An 18343-nucleotide genomic window follows, 5' to 3' on the forward strand; every position below is an offset into this window, starting at 1 on the left:
CTCGGGTGCGCTCCCCCCCCCCCCCCCCCCCCCCCCCCCCGCGGGGGGCGGGGGGGGGGGGGGGGCGGGGCCTCGCCCGGATCAGAAATCGCATTGCGATTTCCCGGGCGACGAAACAATGACTCACTTTGCTGACGGATTACTCGGCGAGCTTAGGATCGAGCGGAGAGGTCGCGGCCCTCACCTCCCACGCCCTTCGGGCGCGGGCCCCTCCTCTCCCGGAGGGAGAGGGGTTAAGGGGGCACAACTGACCCCTCTCCCATGAAATGGGAGAGGGGAGGCCCATTGCGCAGCAATGGGAGGTGAGGGGCTTCCTTCAGAACGCCGCCCGGATCTTCGCTGCCACCGGCTCCAGCTCGTCCGGCTTCGCCATTGCGCCGGCGCCGTGGCGGCCAAGCTCGCGGCCTTCCCAGACCGGGATGACGTGGAAATGCAGGTGGAACACCGTCTGCCCGGCTGCCGCGCCATTGAACTGCATGATGCGAAGCCCGTCCGGTTTCAGCCCGGCTTCCACTGCGCGCGCAATCTTCTGCACACAGAGCATATAGCTCCCCAGCCAGTCGCCCGGCATGTCGAGGAAATTGCGCGCCATGCCGGCCTTCGGCACGACGAGCGTATGCCCCTCGCTCTGCGGGAACACATCCATGAAGGCCAGCGCCACGGCGTCCTCATACACCTTCACGCAGGGCATCTGCCCGCGCAGGATTTTCGCGAAGATGTTCTCGGGGTCATAAGAGGCATGAAGGGTCATGGCGAACTCTGGTCTTTGCGGAAAGGTGTCCTCTCGTGCAGGAAGGCCATGTCCGCGTCAACCGCTGCCCGCTCGCGGCGAAGGTAATCGGCCACCGCCTCGCGGAAGCCTTCATGCGCGATCCAGTGGGCGGAGTATGTCATCACCGGCCCATAGCCGCGCGCCAGCTTGTGCCCGCCCTGCGCCCCGGCCTCCACCGTCTTCAGCCCGTGTGCAATCGCATAGTCGATGGCCTGATAGTAACACGTCTCGAAATGCAGCATCGGGCGGGCGTCGATGCAGCCCCAGTAGCGGCCATACAGCGTCTCCGACCCGATCATGTTCATCGCCCCGGCAATCGCCGTCTCGCCCTCATAGGCGAACACAAACAGGATGTCCTTTGCCATCCGTTCCCGGAGGATCGAGAAGGTCCGGCGGTTCAGGTAAGGCGAGCCCCATTTGCGGCTGCCGGTGTCCATGTAGAAATCGAAGAAGATATCGAGGTGTTCCTCGGTGATCTCCTCGCCCGTGATATGCCGGAAGGTCAGCCCGCCTTGCGCCTTTGCGCGCTCCTTGCGTAGGTTCTTCCGCTTCTCCGAAGTCAGCGTACTGAGGAAATCGTCAAAGCTGGCATACCCCGCATTCACCCAGTGAAACTGCTGGTCGGTGCGGATCAGCATTCCCTCCCGCTCCAGCAGGGGCGCCAGCTCAGGCTCGATGAAATTCACATGCAGCGACGACACGCCCGTCTGTTTCGCCAGCTCTAGCGCGCCCTGCACCAGCGCTGTGCGGATCATCGCCTCATCCGGTCCCGGCGCTGTCAGCAACCGCCGCCCGGTCACCGGCGTGAACGGCACAGCAGAGAGCAGCTTTGGATAATAGCTCCCGCCCGCGCGCTCCCACGCCTCGGCCCAGGACTGGTCGAACACGAATTCGCCCCGCGAATGGCTCTTCAGCCAGACCGGCATCGCCCCGCGCAGCCGCCCGCCGGCATCGAGCACGAGCAGGTGTTGTCCAGCCCACCCCGTGCGCCGCGAGGCGGCACCGGAGCTTTCCATCGCCTCCAGGAACTCCCAGCTGACGAACGGGTCGTAAGCCAGCCCCGGCGGATTGGCGACCGGGTTCCAGTCGGCAGGCGAAACCGAGGCCAGGCTGGCGGCGAGGCTGATACGGGGCAGGGCGGCGTCCATGCCCGTGAATCTAGGGCGCCGTGGCCCTGAGTGCCAGCGCCGGATCGAAGTTCTCGAAAATCAGGGCCGGCCGGTAGGGCAGCGCCGCCTCCAGCTCCGCCGCGCTGCGCACCGTCCAGGCCGCTACCGGCACGTCGGCGCCGCCCACCAGCTCCGCTGCCATCGCCAGGTCCGTATGGTGCACGGCGAGATAGCTGATCCCGTCCGCCAGCGCGCGGCTTGCCACCGCCCGGAAATTCGCTTCGCCCGAATGGAACACCGGAGCGATCAACTGCCCGCGCATCATCGCCTCCGGCAGCGCCCGCACAGCGGCTTCGGAAAAGCTCATCGCCGCCGCCAGCCCCGGCCAGTCTGCCAGCATCGTTGCCACCCGCGCGGCAAAGGCGCCCGGATCCGTCGCCCCGTCGATCTTCATTTCGGCCAGCAGGGGCAGCTCTGGCCGCCACAGCGACAAGAGGTCCTCGAATGACGGAACCGTCTCATCTGTCCCCGCCAGCTTCAGCGCCTTCAGCGCCGCCGCGCCGCACGCCTCGACATGCGCGTTCTCGCCCGTCATCCGCCCCAGCACCAGGTCATGGAACGCCATCACCTCGCCATCGGCCGAAGGGCGCAGGTCAAACTCGATACCGAGCCCGGCCTCTGCCGCCGCCTTGAACGCGCCGAGCGAATTCTCCGGCAATCCGCCCTCGGTCCATAGGCCGCGATGGGCATAGGCATAACGGGTGAGCGCAAACGGCAGGGCCATCTCCCGTGCGCCTCAGCCGATCTCGAACACGCCGTCGACTTCCACCGCAACGCCCAGCGGCAGGGTCGGGCAGGCGACCGCCGAGCGCGCATGGGCGCCGACTTCCGCCCCGAACACCTCCACCATCAGGTCGGAGCAGCCATTCACCACCTGCGGTATATCCACGAAGGACGGCGCCGCATTCACAAACCCGCCCAGCTTCACAACGCGCCGGATACGCGACAGCTCACCCACAGCCGCCTTGCACTGGGCAATCAGGTTGATGCCGCAGATGCGCGCAGCGTGCTGGCCGGCAGACAGTTCCATATCCTCGCCCAGCCGCCCGAGGATGCGCCCCTCCGCCGTCGCCGACACCTGCCCGGACACGAACAGCATGTTCCCGGTAATCACGAACGGCACATAGGTCGCCACCGGCTTCATCGGCGCCGGCAACACAATGCCAAGTGCCTCAAGGCGGGCTTCGGGTGTGGACATGAGCAGGCTCCCATCTGGCTGAGCGATCCCCTTATCCCCCGGGGCCGATAAAGTGAAGCGACACGCTTCCCCAAGGCACACCCTCAGAACCCCTCTCCCCCATTTGGGGGAGAGGGGCAGGGGTGAGGGGGGTAGCCCGGATCAGAAATCGCACTGCGATTTCCCGGGCGACGAAAGAAGGACTCGCTTTGCTGACGGATCATTCGTTCAATGCAGGTTTGATAGATGACGTCTCACTCCCTCACCCCCAACCACCTCTCCCAAGGGAGAGGGGGCTTTAGCTCTTGTCCTTCCGCCCCCGCTTCGCCGCGCGCCCGGTCATCACCGCGCCCGCCCCGAATTTCGCCCGCGCCTTGTCGGAGGCGCGTTCAGCGGCGGCGCGTTTGGCGACTTTCGGGTCGATCAGGTCGATGGCATCGGCCCGGTAATCCGACAGCTCCGAAAGCCCCACCCCGATCAGCCGGTAGGCCGTCCGCCCCGTCACCTCCTTCGCCAGCAGCGGCCTTACCGCGCGGAAAATCTCCTGCGCCAGCTGCGCCGGCTGGGAGAGGGAGATGCGCCGCGTCAGCGGCTGGAACGCGCTCGTCTTCAGCTTCAGCGTCACCACCCGGCCCGAGGCGCCCTCCGCCTTCGCCCGGTCGGCGGTCTTCACGCTGAGCCGCCACAGCTGGTCCTCCAGCGCCGGCAGGTCTGCGATGTCTTCGAAGAAGGTCGTCTCGCTGGAGATCGACTTGCGCTGGCCGTTCGGGCTCACCGGCCGGTTGTCGCGCCCATGCGCGCAGCGTTTCAGCCAGTCGCCGGTCTCGCCATAGCGCCGCATCAGGTCCTTGGCGTCCGCCGCCTGCAGGTCGCCGATCGTATGGAACCCGTCCCGCATCAGCGAATCGGCAAAGCGCGGGCCCACCCCGTGCAGCTCTCTCACCGGGCGCGGCGCCAGGAACGCCTCGGCCTCCTCCGGCGCGATCACGGCAAAGCCGCGGGGCTTGTCCAGCTCGCTCGCCGTCTTCGCCAGGAATTTGTTGGCCGACAGGCCAATGGACACCGTCACGCCCACCTCCCGCTCCACCGCGCTCGCCAGCCCCGCCAGGCTCGCCGCCGGGGGCCGGCCATGCAGCCGCCCGGTACCCGTCAGGTCCAGATAGGCCTCATCAATCGACACCGGCTGCACCAGCGGCGTCAGCCGGTCCATCTCGGCCCGGATCGCGCGGGCGGCCTCGTGATACTTCCGGAAGTCCGGCGGCACGACCACCGCCTCCGGACAGGCTTTCAGCGCCTTGAACATCGGCATGGCCGAGCGCACGCCATACAGCCGCGCGATATAGCAGCAGGTCGTCACAACCCCGCGTTGCCCGCCGCCGACAATCAACGGCACGTTGCGCAGCGCCGGATTGTCCCGCTTCTCCACCGAAGCGTAGAACGCATCACAGTCCACATGCGCAATCGCGAGGCGCGCCAGCGCGGCATGGGTCACAATCCGTGTGTGCCCGCAGGCCGGGCAGGCGGCCGGCGCCGCCTCGGACATATGGTGGCAATCCCGGCAAAGACTGGGCATCAGGCCGCCAGAGGTGACATGGCCCGGAGCATGGCGCAATCCCGCCGCGGCCTCGGCGTAAAGCGGCGTTAAGGTTTTGCAGTATAGGTGGCAGTCGCGCATCCTCGCCTCGCGCGAATCGGCTTTCCAACGGGGATCCATGGTCAAGAAGCGGTCCGGAAAGGTGCTTGTGGTTGAGGATAATGACCTCAACATGCGCCTCTTTTGCGACCTTCTGGGCGCCTATGGCTTCACCACATTCCAGTGCCGCGACGGGGCCAAGGCTGTCGAGATTGCGCGCAAGGAACTGCCCGATCTCATCATCATGGACATCCAGCTGCCGGAAGTGTCGGGCCTCGACATCACCCGCTGGTTGAAAGACGACCCCAAGGTCGCCTATATCCCCGTCCTCGCCGTCACGGCCTTCGCCATGCGCGCTGATGAGCAGCGTGTGCGCGAAGCCGGCTGCGAGGGCTATCTGTCGAAACCCATACAGATCGCGTCCTTCATCCGCGCCGTTGAGGCGCTGATGCCGAAGGAGCCGGCGGCATGAGCGCCCGCATCCTCGTCGTCGATGACATCGAAGCCAACAGGCGGCTTTTGCAAGCCAAGCTGGAAGCGCAATACCATACCGTGCTCCTCGCCGGCAGCGGCCCGCAGGCCCTTCAGGTCGCCCGCGCCGAACTGCCCGAGATCATCCTGCTCGATGTGATGATGCCCGGCATGGATGGCTATGAAGTCTGCCGCCGCCTCAAGGCCGATCCCGTCACCTCCTGGATCCCGGTGGTCATGGTCACCGCCCTCAGCGAGATCGAGGACCGGGTAAAGGGCCTCGAGGCCGGCGCCGAGGATTTCCTGACCAAGCCGGTCGATGATTTCCTGCTGATGTCGCGGATCAGCGTGCTGATGCGCTACAATGCCGTCGCCTCAGAGCTGCGCCAGCGCGAGGCGAGCGGAATGCGCTCCGGCGCGATGGAGGAAGTCAGCCGCGACGAGATCGACCGGCCCTCCCGCGTCTTCATCGTCGATGATGATGCCCGCTCCTCCACCCGAATCGCCAACATGCTGCGCAGCCAGGGCCACAAGGCGACCACGCTGCTGGAAGCCGGCGAGATGGGCGACCTCGCCGCCGAGCGCGTCGATGTCGTGATCCTGTCCCTGTTCTGCCGCAGCTTCGATCCCTTGAAACTCTGCGCGCATTTCAAGGTGAATCCGCTCACCCGCTCGATCTCGGTCGTCCTCGTCTGCGACCCCGATGACCGCGCTGCTGCCCTCAAGGGCCTCGAAATCGGCGCCAGCGACATGATCACCGTGCCGGTTGACCGGCAGGAACTCACCGCCCGTATCCGCACCCAGACCCGCCGTACCCGCTATATCGACATCCTGCGCAAGCGCGTCGACCGGGGCCTCGAGCTCTCCGTCATCGACCAGCTCACCGGCCTGCACAACCGGCGCTACATGATGGGCCAGCTGCAGCAATTCATGGCCCGCGCCGCTCGCGGCGGCGAGCCCCTGTCGCTGATGATGGCCGATATCGACCATTTCAAGCGCGTCAACGACACCTATGGCCATGCCGCCGGCGATGATGTGCTGAGGGAGATGGGCCAGCGTTTCCTCGCCAATGTCCGCCCGAAGGATATCGTCTGCCGCACCGGCGGGGAGGAATTCGTCGTCGTGATGCCCGATACGCCGGGCGACAAGGCCCGTGCCGCCGCCGAGCGCATCCGCCACGCCGTTGCCGCCGCAGGCTTTTCGCTGCCCGGATCCGGCGTCACGCTCGATGTCACGGTCAGTGCCGGCGTCTCCACCCTTCAGGGGCCGGAGGATACGATGGACGACCTCCTGAACCGCGCCGACAGCGCGCTCTATCAGGCCAAATCCGGCGGCCGCAACCGCGTCGAAAGCATCGCTGCCTGACAGATCGGCCCGATTGACACGCAGGGCAGGGCGTCCGAAAGCCCGTAGCCGATCCGCCGTGCGCAAGGCCCCTTCATGACAGACCGTTTCGCGGCCTTCCGCTATTCCTCCTACAGCCGCTATTTCATCTCCCGGTTTGCCGTCTCCTTCGCGGTCCAGATCCTTTCGGTCTCGGTCGCCTGGCAGATCTATGACGAGACGCGCAACCCGGCCCTCCTCGGCTGGATCGGCCTTGTCCAGTTCCTGCCCGCGCTGACCCTCGTGGTCGTCACCGGCAATGCCGCTGACCGCATCGGGCGCCGCCTCGTCATGGGCTGCGCGGTGCTCCTGATGATGGCCTGCGCGGGGATGATCCTGTTCCTCGCCTCGACGGACCAGTTCCTGCCCGTCCTCGTCCTCAGCGTGCTCACCCTGTTCGGCGTCGCGCGCGCCTTCTATGGCCCGGCCTCCACCAGCCTCGCGGTCAACCTCGTGCCCCGCGAAGTCTTCCCCAATGCCGTGGGCTGGATATCCTCCTCCTGGCAGATGGCCTCCATCGCCGGCCCGGTCGCCGGCGGGCTGCTCTACGGCCTCTCGCCCTATGCCGCCTATGGCACTTCAGCTGGCCTCTTCGCCCTCGCCGGCATCCTGATCCTCACCATCCCGAAACCCGAGCAGAAGCTCGACAAGGCCCCCACAACCCTCGCCAGCCTGCTCGGCGGCTTCAGCTATGTCCGCAAGGAAAAGATCGTCCTCGGCGCCATCACGCTGGACCTGTTCGCCGTCCTCCTCGGCGGAGCGGTGGCGCTGATGCCGGTCTATGCCCGCGACATCCTCGAAGTCGGCGAACTTGGCCTCGGCCTCCTGCGCGCAGCGCCCGGTGTTGGCGCCCTGATCGCTCTGGGGCTGATCACGGCCTTCCCGATCCGCGACTATGCCGGCTGGATCCTGCTCGTCTCCGTCGCCCTGTTCGGCCTCGCCACCGCTGTCTTCGGCGCCTCGACGCTCGCCTGGGTGTCCATTCTCGCCCTCATGTTCATCGGCGGCTTCGATATGGTCTCGGTCTATATCCGGGAAATCCTGGTCCAGCTCTGGACCCCGGACGAGGTGCGCGGCCGGGTCAACGCGGTAAACTCCATCTTTGTCGGCGCCTCCAACGAGCTCGGCGAAGCCCGCGCCGGCTTCATGGCCGCAATCACCGGCCCGGTCTTTACCGTCGTGGCGGGGGGATTCGCTGCAGTTGGGGTCGCCGGCCTCTCGGCCTTCCTGTTCCCCAAACTCCGCGACGCCAGGAAACTCCACGAAGGCCGGCCGGAATCCTAAGCCCCAAAACGAAAAAACCCGCGCCAAAGCGCGGGTTTTCAAACAATTCCTAGAAGGAACAAGACCTTACTTGATCTTGCCTTCCTTGAACTCGACATGTTTCTTGGCGACGGGGTCATACTTCCGCTTGACCATTTTCTCGGTCATCGTGCGCGGATTCTTCTTCGTGACGTAGAAGAAGCCCGTATCAGCCGTCGAATTGAGGCGGATCTTGATGGTGGCGGGTTTGGCCATGGGACGGCCCTTCTGATCAGGGGGTGATACCGGAAAACGCGCTTAATGACGAGGCTCGCCCCCGAAGTCAAGCGGTCACAGGCGGTCGTTTGCGTGTCCGCTGCGGGTCCAGCGCAGGAAGGGCGGGCGGTGCTCCTCGCCCGGCCGCTCCAGCCGCGCCGCGATCTCGCCCAGCATGAACCGCGTCACCGATGGCAGGTCCAGCTTCAGCGCATCATCCAGCGTCACCCATTGCAGGTCCGACAGCTCCGCCCCGTCCACCGGCGGGCGCTCATCGATCAGCGCCGTCTCCGCCTCCGCCATGAAAAACCGCGCATCAAACCGCCGGGGCCGGTAGGGCGGGGTGACCGCCCGGCCGATGAACACCAGTGGCGACAGGTCCGGCGCCACGTCCAGCCTGTGGAAATCTGCCCAGCCCTCGGGGCAGGCCTCCGGCATTTCTGCCGCTCGCCCGACGATCAGCCCGGTCTCTTCGAACGTCTCGCGCACCGCCGTCAGCGCCATCGCGCGCGGCAGGCGGCGCGATTGCAGCCGCAGCTGCGCCTCCACATCCGGCTGCAGCTCCGCCCAGGCCAGCGCCTTGCCATCCTGCGGATCGACCCGTCCGCCGGGAAACACATATTTGTCCGGCATGAACAAATTGGTGCCCGCCCGCTTGCCCATCAGCACGCGCGGGCGCATCTGGTCGCGCCGCACAAGGATCAGCGTCGCCGCATCCTTCGGGCGCGGGCTCGGCTTGCCCCGGATGATGACATCGCCGTCTTCTTCTTTATCGAACGCTTTTTGCAGCATGGCTCATATCATTGTCGCGCAGGCGACAATTGCAAGCCGCCATCCCCACTGACGCCGGGTCAGGGCGCTGCCCCTTATCCTCCCCCGCCTGCGGGGGAGGTGGCCCCGAAGGGGTTGGAAGGGGGGAAGCCCCACAGTGCTACTTCCGTTTCCCCTTGCCTTTCTTGGGCCCAGACTTCGGAAGCGTCCGCTTGTCAAACTTCGGCTTCCCCCGGCGCGGCGGACCACCCACGCCGCCGCCGCCCCGCCCGCGCGGCGGCCCGCTCTCCCGCGTGATCGCCTGACGCGCCGCGGCGCGCCCCTTCGGCGCGGGCAGGGGATCGGAGATCATCTCCAGCAGGATACCGCCCTGCAGCGGTGTCACCTCCCTCAGCCGTACCCGGACGATCTGCCCCATCGAGAATGTCTTGCCCGAGCCGCGCGCATAAACCGCCACAGCCGCCGCATCATGGATCCAGTATTCATCCGACAGCGAGGAGATCGGCACGAACCCGTCCGCCCCGCTGCCGGCCAGCGCCACGAACAGCCCCGCCGGCGTCACGCCCGTGATCCGCCCCTCGAACTCCGCGCCCACACGGTCGGCCAGGAAGATCGCCAGATACCTGTCCGTCGCGTCCCGCTCTGCCGCCATCGAGCGCCGCTCCGTCATCGAGATGTGCGAGGCAATCTCTTCCATCCGCGCGGCTGTGCGCTCCGACAATCCGTCCGGCCCGAACTCATGCGCACGGATCAGCGCCCGGTGCACAATAAGGTCCGCATACCGCCGGATGGGCGAGGTAAAGTGCGCATATTTGGCGAGGTTCAGCCCGAAATGGCCGAGATTTTCGTCCGCATACACCGCCTGCGCCTGCGTGCGCAGCACCATCTGCGAGATCATGCCCTCATAATCCCCGCCGCGGATTTCCGCCAGCAGCCGGTTGAACTTGTGCGTCTGCGGACGTTCCCCCACCGTCCATTTCATGTCCAGCGTCTGCAGGAAGTCTGCAAACGCCGCAATCTTCGTGTCCGAGGGCACATCATGCACGCGGTACATGACGGGGCTGTTCTTCGCCTCCAGCGTCTCGGCGGCGGCGACATTCGCCTGGATCATGAACTCCTCGATCAGCCGGTGCGCCTCCAGCCGCTCCTTCGTCACGATGCCGGTGATCTCGCCCTCTGCATTGAACTGGATGCGCCGCTCCGGCATGTCGAGGTCGAGGGGGCTCCTCTGGTCGCGCGCCTTGGCGACTGCCGCATAAGCGCCCCAGAGCGGCTTCAGGACCGTCTCAAGCAATTCGCCCGCCTTGCCGCCGGGCTTGCCATCAATCGCCGCCTGCGCCTCCTCATAGGCGAGCTTCGCCGCCGAGCGCATCGTGGCGCGCAGGAAGCGGTGCCGCTTCTTGTGGCCGTCCTTCGAGAAGATCATCTCCACCGCCATGCAGGGCCGGTCTTCCCCCTCGCGCAGCGAGCACGCGTCCGCCGAGAGTTCAAACGGCAGCATCGGCACAACCCGGTCAGGGAAGTAGGTGGAGTTGCCGCGCTTCTCTGCCTCCTTGTCCAGCGCCGAGCCTTCGGTCACATAGGCCGCCACATCGGCAATCGCGACGATGACCTTCCAGCCACCGTCGTCCATCGCTTCAGCCCACACCGCATCATCATGGTCGCGGGCATCCACCGGGTCGATGGTGATGAGGGGCACATCCCGCAAATCCGTCCTCGGAACATCCGCAGGCTGCTTTTCCCGCGCCTCCTTCAGCACGGCCTCGGGAAAGTCCACCGGAATGTCATGGGCATAAATCGCGATCAGGCTGGCCGAGCGCGGATCATTCACATGCCCGAAAATCTCCTTCACCACGCCCAGCGGCGGGCCATACTGGCGCTTGCCCTGGGGCTTGGGTTCGGCCAGAACAAGGTCGCCATCCTTGGCGCCCTTGCGGTCGGCTTCCTGGATGATCAGTTCACGGCGTTCCTTGCGGCTCGCGGGGATCACGCGCCCGCCGCGCGGCCCGTGCTCATACACGCCCACGATCCGCTCGCTGACGCGCTTCTCCAGCAGCGTGATCACATAGGCGCGCCATTCCCCGCCCTCGCGCCCGCTGATCTTGCAGACGGCCCGGTCGCCCTTCGCCGGCGCGCGGCTGCGGTTCTTGCCCGAAGGCCCGCCATAGATCAGCTCCGGCCCGAACAGCCCCCCATCGCCCACACACTGGCCGATCAGGTCGCCATCCTTGGTGACGCGCGTAAACTCGACCAGCCCCGAAGGCGGCGGCCGGTCGGCCTGCGCAAAACTGCGCTTGCCGGTCCGCTCCAGCTTCCCTTCTTCTTCTAATTCCTTGAGGATATCGCGCAGGATCGCGCGCTCATGGCCCTTCACTTTGAGGCCCCGGGCAATTTCGGCCTTGGTCGTGGCGCCCGGATTTTCCTTCAGGAAATCAAGGACGGTCTGTCTGTCTGGAAAGCTCATGCCCCTGCATATAGGGGATTCTGGCGCAGATTGCGCGGCTTTTTCCCGCTACCTTAGGAGCGCCACCGAAACCAGCACGCGTCCGTCGCCGCTTGGCACCGATGTCTCGATGTTCCCGCCTGTGAAAAAACCGCATTCGCCGGGCCGCAGGCGCTGCGTTCGGACTCCCATGCGCACCATCAGCGCTTCTGCCGCCGGAATCGTGCCCGACGCCATGTAACAGATGCGCAGGGTCGGCAACTGGCCAGCGGCAGCCGAAGAGTCATCGGCCAGGAACACTACGCGGCGTTCGTCCGGCTCCAGACGAAACTCCATCACATAACGCTCGTTGATGGGGGTCGCCTGTGCCGCGTTGAACAGGCAGGATAGGGCGCTCGCTATCATCAGTCTTGCAATGTGGCGCATCGTTATCTCCCGATTATTCGGGTGACCCCGCCAAATGTTGCCTGAAGCAAGCGTGAACGCCCCTCAGCCCACCCCGCCCATATAGCCCGGCAGCCAGCCCTCATGCGCCGCGCGCAGGTCCGCCAGGCGCACCTCGCCGATTACCTTGCCGCCGGCCGGTTCCTGTACGAAGCGCACAGCCGCCCCGCCAAACGCGCCGCACCAGCCGGCATTGATGCGGGCCGCATTCCCGCGCCGCACGATCTCGGCCTGATGCTCCGGCTTTGCCGCCAGCAGGTAGCGCGCCTGCGCCTCGCAGAAGAGGTCGGTCGGCCGGCTCTCCTCCGGACCGATATCGGCCACCGACACCGTCACGCCCACCGCGCCCGCCAGCGCCATCTCGGCCGCCGCGCAGGCCACCCCGCCATCGCTCACATCATGCACGGCCGTGACCAGCCCGTCCGCAATCAGTTCACGGATAAACTCTGCATTGTCCGCCTCGGTCTCAAGGTCCACCGGCGGCGGCGGGCCCAGCTCATCCCCTTTGAGGCCCAGCCATTTGCGCGCATAGAGCGAGGCGCCGAGATGCCCCGCCGTCTCGCCCACAAGGATCAGCACATCGCCGTCCGCCGCGCCCTTCAGTGTCGCCGTCTTCGAAAGGTCCGCAATCAGGCCCACCCCGCCCACAACCGGCGTCGGCGGAATGGCCTTGCCATCGGTCTCATTGTAAAGGCTCACATTGCCCGACACGACGGGGAAGTTCAGCACACGGCAGGCTTCCGCCATGCCTTCGATGGCCTTGACGATATAGCCCATCGTATGGGGCTTTTCCGGATTGCCGAAATTGAGATTGTCCGTGATCGCAATCGGCTCGGCGCCAACCGCAGAAAGATTGCGATAGGCTTCGGCCACTGCCTGCTTGCCGCCCTCATAAGGGTCAGCGGACACATAATGCGGATTGCAGTCCGAACAGATCGCAAGGCCCTTGTTGGTGCCATGCACGCGCACGATGGCCGCGTCCCCGCCGGATTGCGATGAATCCAGCGTATCGCCCATCACATGCCGGTCATACTGCTCCCAGACCCAGCGTTTCGACGCCATGTCGGGGCTCGACATCAGCTTCAGCAGAACCTCGCCAAAATCCGCCGGCGCCGGATGTTTCGAAACATCAAACGCCGCCCGCTTCGGCGGCTCCGTCCACGGACGGTCATAGTTCGGCGCGTCCTCGCCCAGCGGCGCCACCGGAATATCGCACACGACCTTCCCAAACTGTTTCAGCACCAGCCGGCCGGTCTCCGTCGTCACGCCGATCACTTCGGCGTCAAGGTCCCATTTGTCGAAGATCGCCTTGGCCACGGCTTCCTTGCCGGGCTTCAGGATCATCAGCATACGTTCCTGGCTCTCCGACAGCATGATCTCATAGGCCGTCATGCCCGTCTCGCGCTGGGGCACGGCGTCAAGGTCCATCTCGATGCCGACGCCGCCCTTGTCCGCCATCTCCACCGAGGAGGAGGTCAGCCCCGCCGCGCCCATATCCTGGATCGACTGGATGGCATCGGTCGCCATCAGCTCAAGGCACGCCTCGATCAGCAGCTTCTCCGTGAACGGATCACCCACCTGCACGGTCGGGCGGTTGTCTTCCTCGCCCTCGGTAAACTCGGCAGAGGCCATCGTCGCGCCATGAATGCCGTCGCGCCCGGTCTTGGATCCGACATAGAGGATCGGCAGGCCGGGCAGGGCGCCGCGCGCATAGAAAATCCGGTCCTGATCAGCAAGGCCAACCGCCATCGCGTTGACGAGGATATTGCCGTTATACCCCTCATCAAACTGCGTCTCGCCCGCCACGGTCGGCACGCCCACACAGTTCCCGTATCCGCCAATCCCGGCAACCACACCGGCCACCAGCTGCCGCGTCTTCGGATGGCTGGGGTCGCCAAAGCGCAGCGCATTGACCAGCGCCACCGGCCGCGCCCCCATCGTGAACACATCCCGCAGAATGCCGCCCACGCCCGTCGCCGCGCCCTGATAGGGCTCGATGTATGAGGGGTGATTGTGCGACTCCATCTTGAAAATCGCCGCCTGGCCATCGCCGATATCAATGACGCCGGCATTCTCTCCTGGCCCCTGGATTACGCGCGGGCCCTTGGTGGGAAATTTCGACAGATGCCGCCGCGAGGATTTGTAGGAACAATGCTCGCTCCACATCACCGAATAGATGCCGAGCTCCACAAGGTTCGGCTTGCGGCCCAGGCGCGAGACCAGCCGCTCCCACTCATCCGCCTTGATGCCATGCTCGAGGCCGGCGGCCTCGTCCTGCTCGGCGGTCAGGTGTTTCAGGATAGCGGCGGTATCGGTCATTGGCGTGGCCCGTCAGTGAAACTGGCGCCAGCGCTAGGCTGGTTCGCGGGAGTCTTCAATCGGGGCGCTTTAGCCTTTCCGCCCCCCCGCTGGAAAGGGGAAACAGCCGCAAACATGGCTGAGCCCGCCTACTGGCGGTGCTTCCCGGCGCCCGCTAGACCGGTCCGGCAGCCAGGGAGACGCCCATGACCCGCATCTCGCGCAGGACAGCCCTTGCCGGCTTCGGCGCCGCCAGCCTCGCCGCCGCCTGCGTCAGCGCGCCCCTGCCGCCGCAAGCGCCCGCGCCCGCCGCCGATGCCGCGCGCCCCTTCGCCCCCGTCCACTCCCGCCGCGACCGCATCACCCGCACGGTCGTTGGCCTGCGCCCCTTCCGCCCGCAGGGGTTCCGGCTGGAGGCCGAGCGCTTCGGCGAGAAGACCGTGATCCACAATTACGGCCATGGCGGCTGCGGCGTCACCCTCTCCTGGGGCACCAGCCACCGCGCCGCCGTGATGGCCGCCGAAACGGGCGCTGAGGACATCGCTATCCTCGGCGGCGGCGTCATGGGGCTCACCTCGGCGCTCGTCCTCGCCCGGCGCGGCCACACCGTCACCGTCCATGCCGATGTGATGCACCCGAATACCACCTCCAACATCGCCGGCGCCCTGTGGCTGCCCTCCAGCCTCTATGATCGCGGCGTCGCCAGCGAAGACTTCCTTCGCCTCAACTGGCAGGTCACGCGCGAGGCGCATCGCGGCTTCCTCCCCTTCGTCAACCGCCCCGGCTACGGCGTCAGCTGGGTGCGCCATTCGGAAGTCTCGAACCGCGTCCGCGACCCGCGTTACCAGCTTCCCGGCGGCGACGACCTCTATCCCGGCCTCGAAATCCTCACCCGCGAGACCCGTTTCGGCTTTGCGTATGAGGAACGCTACCACACGCTGATGATCGACCCCGATTACTACCTCGACCAGCTGATGAAGGACGCCCAGCTCGCCGGCGCCCGCTTCATTGCCCGACGCTTCGACAGCCTCGACGAAGTCCTCGCCCTGCCGCAGCGCACGATCGTCAACTGCACCGGCCTCGGCGCCGCAAAACTCTTCGGCGACGAGACCCTCATCCCCATTCGCGGCCAGCTCTCCCACCTCCTGCCACAGCCGGAGGTCAATTATTCCTACACCGCGCCGGGCCACGGCAGCGCCCTCTACATGTTCCCCCGCCAGACCGGCCTCATCCTCGGCGGCAGCCACGGACGGGGCGACTACTCCCTCGACCCCAGCGAAGACGATCTCACCCGAATGATCGACGGCCACGCAGCCTTGGCCCAGCGCGCCGCGTTTTCCTGATTTCCCCCTCCGCCCTTCGGGCACCTCCCCCGCAGGCGGGGGAGGATGGGTAGCGGCTGGACGCACCCTTGTCCTCCCCTGCGAAGCGGGGGAGGTGGCAGACCGCGCTGCGGTCTGACGGAGGGGGCTCGAACCTCACTCCTCCGCCCCCCAATCTGGGCCATTCCAAGGCTATTCTGTGGCAGCTGCAACGGATCGCAACCTGATGCGTTGGCCTTATCAAGTGCCACCGAAGACAGGAGCCCTATCCATGCGCACATCGTTTTTTGCCCTCATCCCTGCCGCGCTGCTCGCCAGCGCCGCCTTTGCGCAGGAAGCAGACGAAGCCCGCCCCCTCGACGTGGTTCCCACGGAGGAACAGACTATGGAGGATGAGGCCGGGCAAGAGGCCGCCCCGCCGGTCGTGGTCGAAACCGCGGCCATCACCGGCAGCTGGACCCGCGCCCGCACCGCCGCCCGCGACACCGCCACCTTCACCTCCGAGGACGGCGAGGCCCTGTTCACCGTCGCCTGCATGAGCGCAGACACCGAAACCGGCGACACCATTCTTGAAGTGAAATCCGCCACTAGCGACAGCAACGCCGGCGCCATCGACATGTTCACCTCCGCCGGCAATGCCCGCCTGCCGGCCGGCCCGGACGAGACGCCCGATCTCGCCGCCGGCATGACCGATCCCGTCAGCCAGCCCGCCTTCGTGCTCGCCTCCGGCGCGGGCGAGCTGCGCATCGTCTCCGGCGCACGCGGCATGGTGTTCGAGACCGACCCGATGCTCAAAGACGTGATCCGCAACTGCCAGCCCGGCTACCGCGCCGCCCTGCGCCAGGCCGCCGCCTCCGAAGAAGACCGCGGCAGCTGACGCGCAGCCTCAACTCCCGGTCAGCCTGACTTCGCCGCCCAGCGGGTTTTCCCGGAACGCCGGATCAAACCCTCCGCCTCGCCGCTCGATCCGTCCCAGCCGTTCAAGCTCGCTGAGCCGCCAGAGCAGCCAGGGGTAAGGCAGGTCGCGATACCCGCCCGCCGAAAAGGCGCCGGGGATCGCGGCCGCGTGCCGGACCAGCCGGGTCCAGTCCTGCGTGAGTCCGGACAGGATGCGGGCGTCCAGCCCCTCCAAGCCTGCCGGGCTGATCTTTCCGTCCGCAACAATCCGCAGCGCTCCGCCCCCGGCAATCAGCCGCTCATAGTGATGGTGCAGCCCGAGAGACCCGGTTTCCATATGCGCCGCGTGCAGAATCAAGGTGTCTGGCCTAAGGTCGCCGATATCGCTCCAGACAGTCCCGGCAACATCCGGCCTGCCCACATCGACCACATGAACAGGCCGCGCCGTATCGATCCGCCGCGCCAGCACGAGCCGCAACGACCAGTTCGCCGCATTCCGCCGGCTGGTCCAGATCACCACCGGCCCGGTCCATCCATCGATCCGTGCCCAGAAGGATTTCCAGGTCTCAAGGACCTGTCCGTCTCCCTCCATGCCGAGATATGCGGCAAGCGGCATGCCGATCCCGCCAAACCAGTCCAGCCGTTCGTCCGGCATGTCGAGCAGGTCCAGCGGGCCGGCATTCTCGATCATGTCTGAGATCAGGATGGGCGCCTCAGGATTCGATGTGATCGCCTGCAGCGCTTGCCGCACGGCGCCGGCAGCCGAATGCCCGCCGCAGATGTGCAGCGCAGGGGCAAGGGTATGTTTGTCTTCCTCGCTGACGCGCCTCAGCCGGTTCATTCAGGGCTCCTGGCGATTGCGCTCCCAGGCCGCAGCCTGCATCCGCGCGAGCTCCACAAGGTCGCCCATTGCGATATTCACATCGATGAGGTGCAGGCCCCAGTCGGCCAGCACCTGCCCGGCGACGATCACATCGCCCGGAATATCGTCCGCCCTCGGACCATTCCCGGCATTTATCGTCATGGCCAGCCAGTCATGCGTGGCATTGCTGCGGCATTCGCCCGAGAGCAGGCCCGGCAGCTTCACGAACGGCGTTTCCACCGCCGCGCCATAATCGAACGGCGCGCCGTCATCGGCGGCAATCAGGCCCCGGCTCGGCATATAGGCGTCCAGCGCATTGCCGCGCCCGGCCAGCAGCTGCGGGCTCGCGCAGATCGACCGGCGGCCATCCTCGGCCACCTTGCCGAAGCGCGATGCCGCCGGCGGTTCGGCGTCCGCGCGGAAGCTCACGAAAGACACGACACACCCTGTCTCGCTGCCAGCGGCGCAGACCGGCATCCCCCCGAACGTACCGTCCGGATCAACATGCGCCACCGTGCCAATGGGGTGGGCTGAGATGATCCGCGCCTCAACCGGGGTGCCGATGATCTCCTGCTTCAGCAGCCGCAGGATCAGGCCCGCGCCCTGCGAATGGCCGGCGAGGATCACGCCCCGGCCATTGTTCTCGTGCTCTAAATAATGGTTCCAGCTGTCGGTGATATCCGCCCAGATCATGGCGGGATCGGCCGTCGATGTGCCTGTCAGGACCGCCATGCGCAGCGCCTGCAGCGTCGCCTGCCGGTAGATCGGCGCATACAGGCGGCAGGCCAAGCCATAGCGCGCAAACTGGTTGGCGATGACGTTCAGCTCCTCCGGCCCGGGACTCATGTCGCTGTTGGGCGTCTCGTCCAGCGAGACCGTCGGATAAAAATAGAAACAGTCGAACGCGGGCTCCGCCGCCGCCTCGAACGCCTCGAGCCGGGTGGAGCCGTCTTCCTCGATCACCGTCGCAGTCAGGTCCACGGCGCAGGCATCGTTCGCGCTCTTGCCGGGATGGCAGAGCCAGGTGTCCATATCGGCATAATCAACACGCTCGAAACCGGGCGCCGCTACCTCCGGCGCCTCCGCCACCGGTTCGGCATTCTCCGTAGCCGGATTACAGGCAGCGAGCATCAGCCCGGCCATCACACTCAGCATCAGGCGCATCTTGGGTTCCTCCGTCGTT

At 66.3% G+C, this 18343-nt stretch carries 17 protein-coding genes; 5 read left to right on the forward strand and 12 right to left on the reverse strand.

What is annotated here, in order from left to right; translation table 11 throughout:
- Positions 1-316 precede the first annotated feature (316 nt).
- From ACK4SV_RS11345 to ACK4SV_RS11365, 5 genes are all read right to left on the reverse strand, one after another.
- Positions 317-751: an HIT family protein gene (locus ACK4SV_RS11345; RefSeq protein ID WP_409917945.1), complete on the reverse strand. Its 435-nt coding sequence runs from the start codon at positions 749-751 to the stop codon at positions 317-319.
- Positions 748-1920 (reverse strand): GNAT family N-acetyltransferase, encoded by a 1173-nt coding sequence (locus ACK4SV_RS11350; protein WP_409917946.1) that lies wholly within the window; start codon positions 1918-1920, stop codon positions 748-750. Before ACK4SV_RS11350 ends, ACK4SV_RS11345 begins: the two co-directional genes overlap by 4 nt.
- Positions 1921-1930: 10 nt before the next feature.
- Positions 1931-2665 (reverse strand): glycerophosphodiester phosphodiesterase family protein, encoded by a 735-nt coding sequence (locus ACK4SV_RS11355; RefSeq protein ID WP_409917947.1) that lies wholly within the window; start codon positions 2663-2665, stop codon positions 1931-1933.
- Positions 2666-2677: 12 nt separating this feature from the next.
- Positions 2678-3139 carry a RidA family protein gene (locus tag ACK4SV_RS11360; protein WP_409917948.1) on the reverse strand — a complete coding sequence of 154 codons (462 nt, stop codon included), beginning with the start codon at positions 3137-3139 and terminating at the stop codon, positions 2678-2680.
- A gap of 277 nt (positions 3140-3416) precedes the next feature.
- The gene (locus ACK4SV_RS11365; RefSeq protein WP_409917949.1) at positions 3417-4691 is read right to left on the reverse strand and encodes a DNA polymerase IV; all 1275 of its coding nucleotides are present in this window, start codon (positions 4689-4691) and stop codon (positions 3417-3419) included.
- A 139-nt stretch (positions 4692-4830) separates the two neighbouring features.
- Between ACK4SV_RS11365 and ACK4SV_RS11370 the strand changes: the two genes are divergently transcribed.
- The 3 genes from ACK4SV_RS11370 to ACK4SV_RS11380 all read left to right on the forward strand — a co-directional run bounded on the left by ACK4SV_RS11370 (position 4831) and on the right by ACK4SV_RS11380 (position 7889).
- Positions 4831-5223, forward strand: coding sequence for a response regulator (locus ACK4SV_RS11370; protein ID WP_409917950.1), 393 nt, complete (start codon positions 4831-4833; stop codon positions 5221-5223).
- Positions 5220-6587, forward strand: a complete 1368-nt coding sequence (locus ACK4SV_RS11375) for a PleD family two-component system response regulator (protein WP_409917951.1) — start codon at positions 5220-5222, stop codon at positions 6585-6587. The genes ACK4SV_RS11370 and ACK4SV_RS11375 overlap by 4 nt, the downstream gene beginning before the upstream one ends.
- Before the next feature lie 75 nt (positions 6588-6662).
- The gene (locus ACK4SV_RS11380; RefSeq protein WP_409917952.1) at positions 6663-7889 is read left to right on the forward strand and encodes an MFS transporter; all 1227 of its coding nucleotides are present in this window, start codon (positions 6663-6665) and stop codon (positions 7887-7889) included.
- A 66-nt stretch (positions 7890-7955) separates the two neighbouring features.
- Here ACK4SV_RS11380 and rpmG read toward each other — a convergent pair whose 3' ends face one another.
- From rpmG to purL, 5 genes are all read right to left on the reverse strand, one after another.
- A complete protein-coding gene (gene rpmG / locus ACK4SV_RS11385; RefSeq protein WP_220987351.1) occupies positions 7956-8123 on the reverse strand; it encodes a 50S ribosomal protein L33 in 168 nt (55 codons plus the stop codon).
- Positions 8124-8198: 75 nt separating this feature from the next.
- Positions 8199-8915: an NUDIX hydrolase gene (locus ACK4SV_RS11390; RefSeq protein ID WP_409917953.1), complete on the reverse strand. Its 717-nt coding sequence runs from the start codon at positions 8913-8915 to the stop codon at positions 8199-8201.
- 139 nt (positions 8916-9054) lie between these two features.
- Positions 9055-11358 (reverse strand): ribonuclease R, encoded by a 2304-nt coding sequence (gene rnr / locus ACK4SV_RS11395; protein WP_409917954.1) that lies wholly within the window; start codon positions 11356-11358, stop codon positions 9055-9057.
- 48 nt (positions 11359-11406) lie between these two features.
- Complete coding sequence (locus tag ACK4SV_RS11400; protein WP_409917955.1) at positions 11407-11763, reverse strand: hypothetical protein; 357 nt, start codon at positions 11761-11763, stop codon at positions 11407-11409.
- A 63-nt stretch (positions 11764-11826) separates the two neighbouring features.
- Positions 11827-14100 carry a phosphoribosylformylglycinamidine synthase subunit PurL gene (gene purL, locus ACK4SV_RS11405; RefSeq protein ID WP_409917956.1) on the reverse strand — a complete coding sequence of 758 codons (2274 nt, stop codon included), beginning with the start codon at positions 14098-14100 and terminating at the stop codon, positions 11827-11829.
- Positions 14101-14285: 185 nt separating this feature from the next.
- Between purL and ACK4SV_RS11410 the strand changes: the two genes are divergently transcribed.
- Entirely contained in the window at positions 14286-15422 is a 1137-nt protein-coding gene (locus ACK4SV_RS11410; RefSeq protein WP_409917957.1) for an FAD-dependent oxidoreductase, read from the forward strand.
- 250 nt (positions 15423-15672) lie between these two features.
- A complete protein-coding gene (locus ACK4SV_RS11415) occupies positions 15673-16278 on the forward strand; it encodes a hypothetical protein (protein WP_409917958.1) in 606 nt (201 codons plus the stop codon).
- Between the two features lie 9 nt (positions 16279-16287).
- Here ACK4SV_RS11415 and ACK4SV_RS11420 read toward each other — a convergent pair whose 3' ends face one another.
- Positions 16288-17139, reverse strand: a complete 852-nt coding sequence (locus ACK4SV_RS11420; RefSeq protein ID WP_409917959.1) for a DUF3658 domain-containing protein — start codon at positions 17137-17139, stop codon at positions 16288-16290.
- Entirely contained in the window at positions 17140-18324 is a 1185-nt protein-coding gene (locus ACK4SV_RS11425; protein WP_409917960.1) for a DUF3089 domain-containing protein, read from the reverse strand.
- Positions 18325-18343 lie beyond the last annotated feature (19 nt).

Origin of the sequence: Hyphomonas sp., from assembly GCF_046313735.1 — a bacterium.
GTDB lineage: Bacteria > Pseudomonadota > Alphaproteobacteria > Caulobacterales > Hyphomonadaceae > Hyphomonas.

Bases quoted from the DNA above. Each gene is read 5' to 3' on its own strand.
- ACK4SV_RS11345 (WP_409917945.1), bottom strand. From the start codon at position 751: ATGACCCTTCATGCCTCTTATGACCCCGAGAACATCTTCGCGAAAATC.
- ACK4SV_RS11350 (WP_409917946.1), bottom strand. From the start codon at position 1,920: ATGGACGCCGCCCTGCCCCGTATCAGCCTCGCCGCCAGCCTGGCCTCG.
- ACK4SV_RS11355 (WP_409917947.1), bottom strand. From the start codon at position 2,665: ATGGCCCTGCCGTTTGCGCTCACCCGTTATGCCTATGCCCATCGCGGC.
- ACK4SV_RS11360 (WP_409917948.1), bottom strand. From the start codon at position 3,139: ATGTCCACACCCGAAGCCCGCCTTGAGGCACTTGGCATTGTGTTGCCG.
- ACK4SV_RS11365 (WP_409917949.1), bottom strand. From the start codon at position 4,691: ATGCCCAGTCTTTGCCGGGATTGCCACCATATGTCCGAGGCGGCGCCG.
- ACK4SV_RS11370 (WP_409917950.1), top strand. From the start codon at position 4,831: ATGGTCAAGAAGCGGTCCGGAAAGGTGCTTGTGGTTGAGGATAATGAC.
- ACK4SV_RS11375 (WP_409917951.1), top strand. From the start codon at position 5,220: ATGAGCGCCCGCATCCTCGTCGTCGATGACATCGAAGCCAACAGGCGG.
- ACK4SV_RS11380 (WP_409917952.1), top strand. From the start codon at position 6,663: ATGACAGACCGTTTCGCGGCCTTCCGCTATTCCTCCTACAGCCGCTAT.
- rpmG (WP_220987351.1), bottom strand. From the start codon at position 8,123: ATGGCCAAACCCGCCACCATCAAGATCCGCCTCAATTCGACGGCTGAT.
- ACK4SV_RS11390 (WP_409917953.1), bottom strand. From the start codon at position 8,915: ATGCTGCAAAAAGCGTTCGATAAAGAAGAAGACGGCGATGTCATCATC.
- rnr (WP_409917954.1), bottom strand. From the start codon at position 11,358: ATGAGCTTTCCAGACAGACAGACCGTCCTTGATTTCCTGAAGGAAAAT.
- ACK4SV_RS11400 (WP_409917955.1), bottom strand. From the start codon at position 11,763: ATGCGCCACATTGCAAGACTGATGATAGCGAGCGCCCTATCCTGCCTG.
- purL (WP_409917956.1), bottom strand. From the start codon at position 14,100: ATGACCGATACCGCCGCTATCCTGAAACACCTGACCGCCGAGCAGGAC.
- ACK4SV_RS11410 (WP_409917957.1), top strand. From the start codon at position 14,286: ATGACCCGCATCTCGCGCAGGACAGCCCTTGCCGGCTTCGGCGCCGCC.
- ACK4SV_RS11415 (WP_409917958.1), top strand. From the start codon at position 15,673: ATGCGCACATCGTTTTTTGCCCTCATCCCTGCCGCGCTGCTCGCCAGC.
- ACK4SV_RS11420 (WP_409917959.1), bottom strand. From the start codon at position 17,139: ATGAACCGGCTGAGGCGCGTCAGCGAGGAAGACAAACATACCCTTGCC.
- ACK4SV_RS11425 (WP_409917960.1), bottom strand. From the start codon at position 18,324: ATGCGCCTGATGCTGAGTGTGATGGCCGGGCTGATGCTCGCTGCCTGT.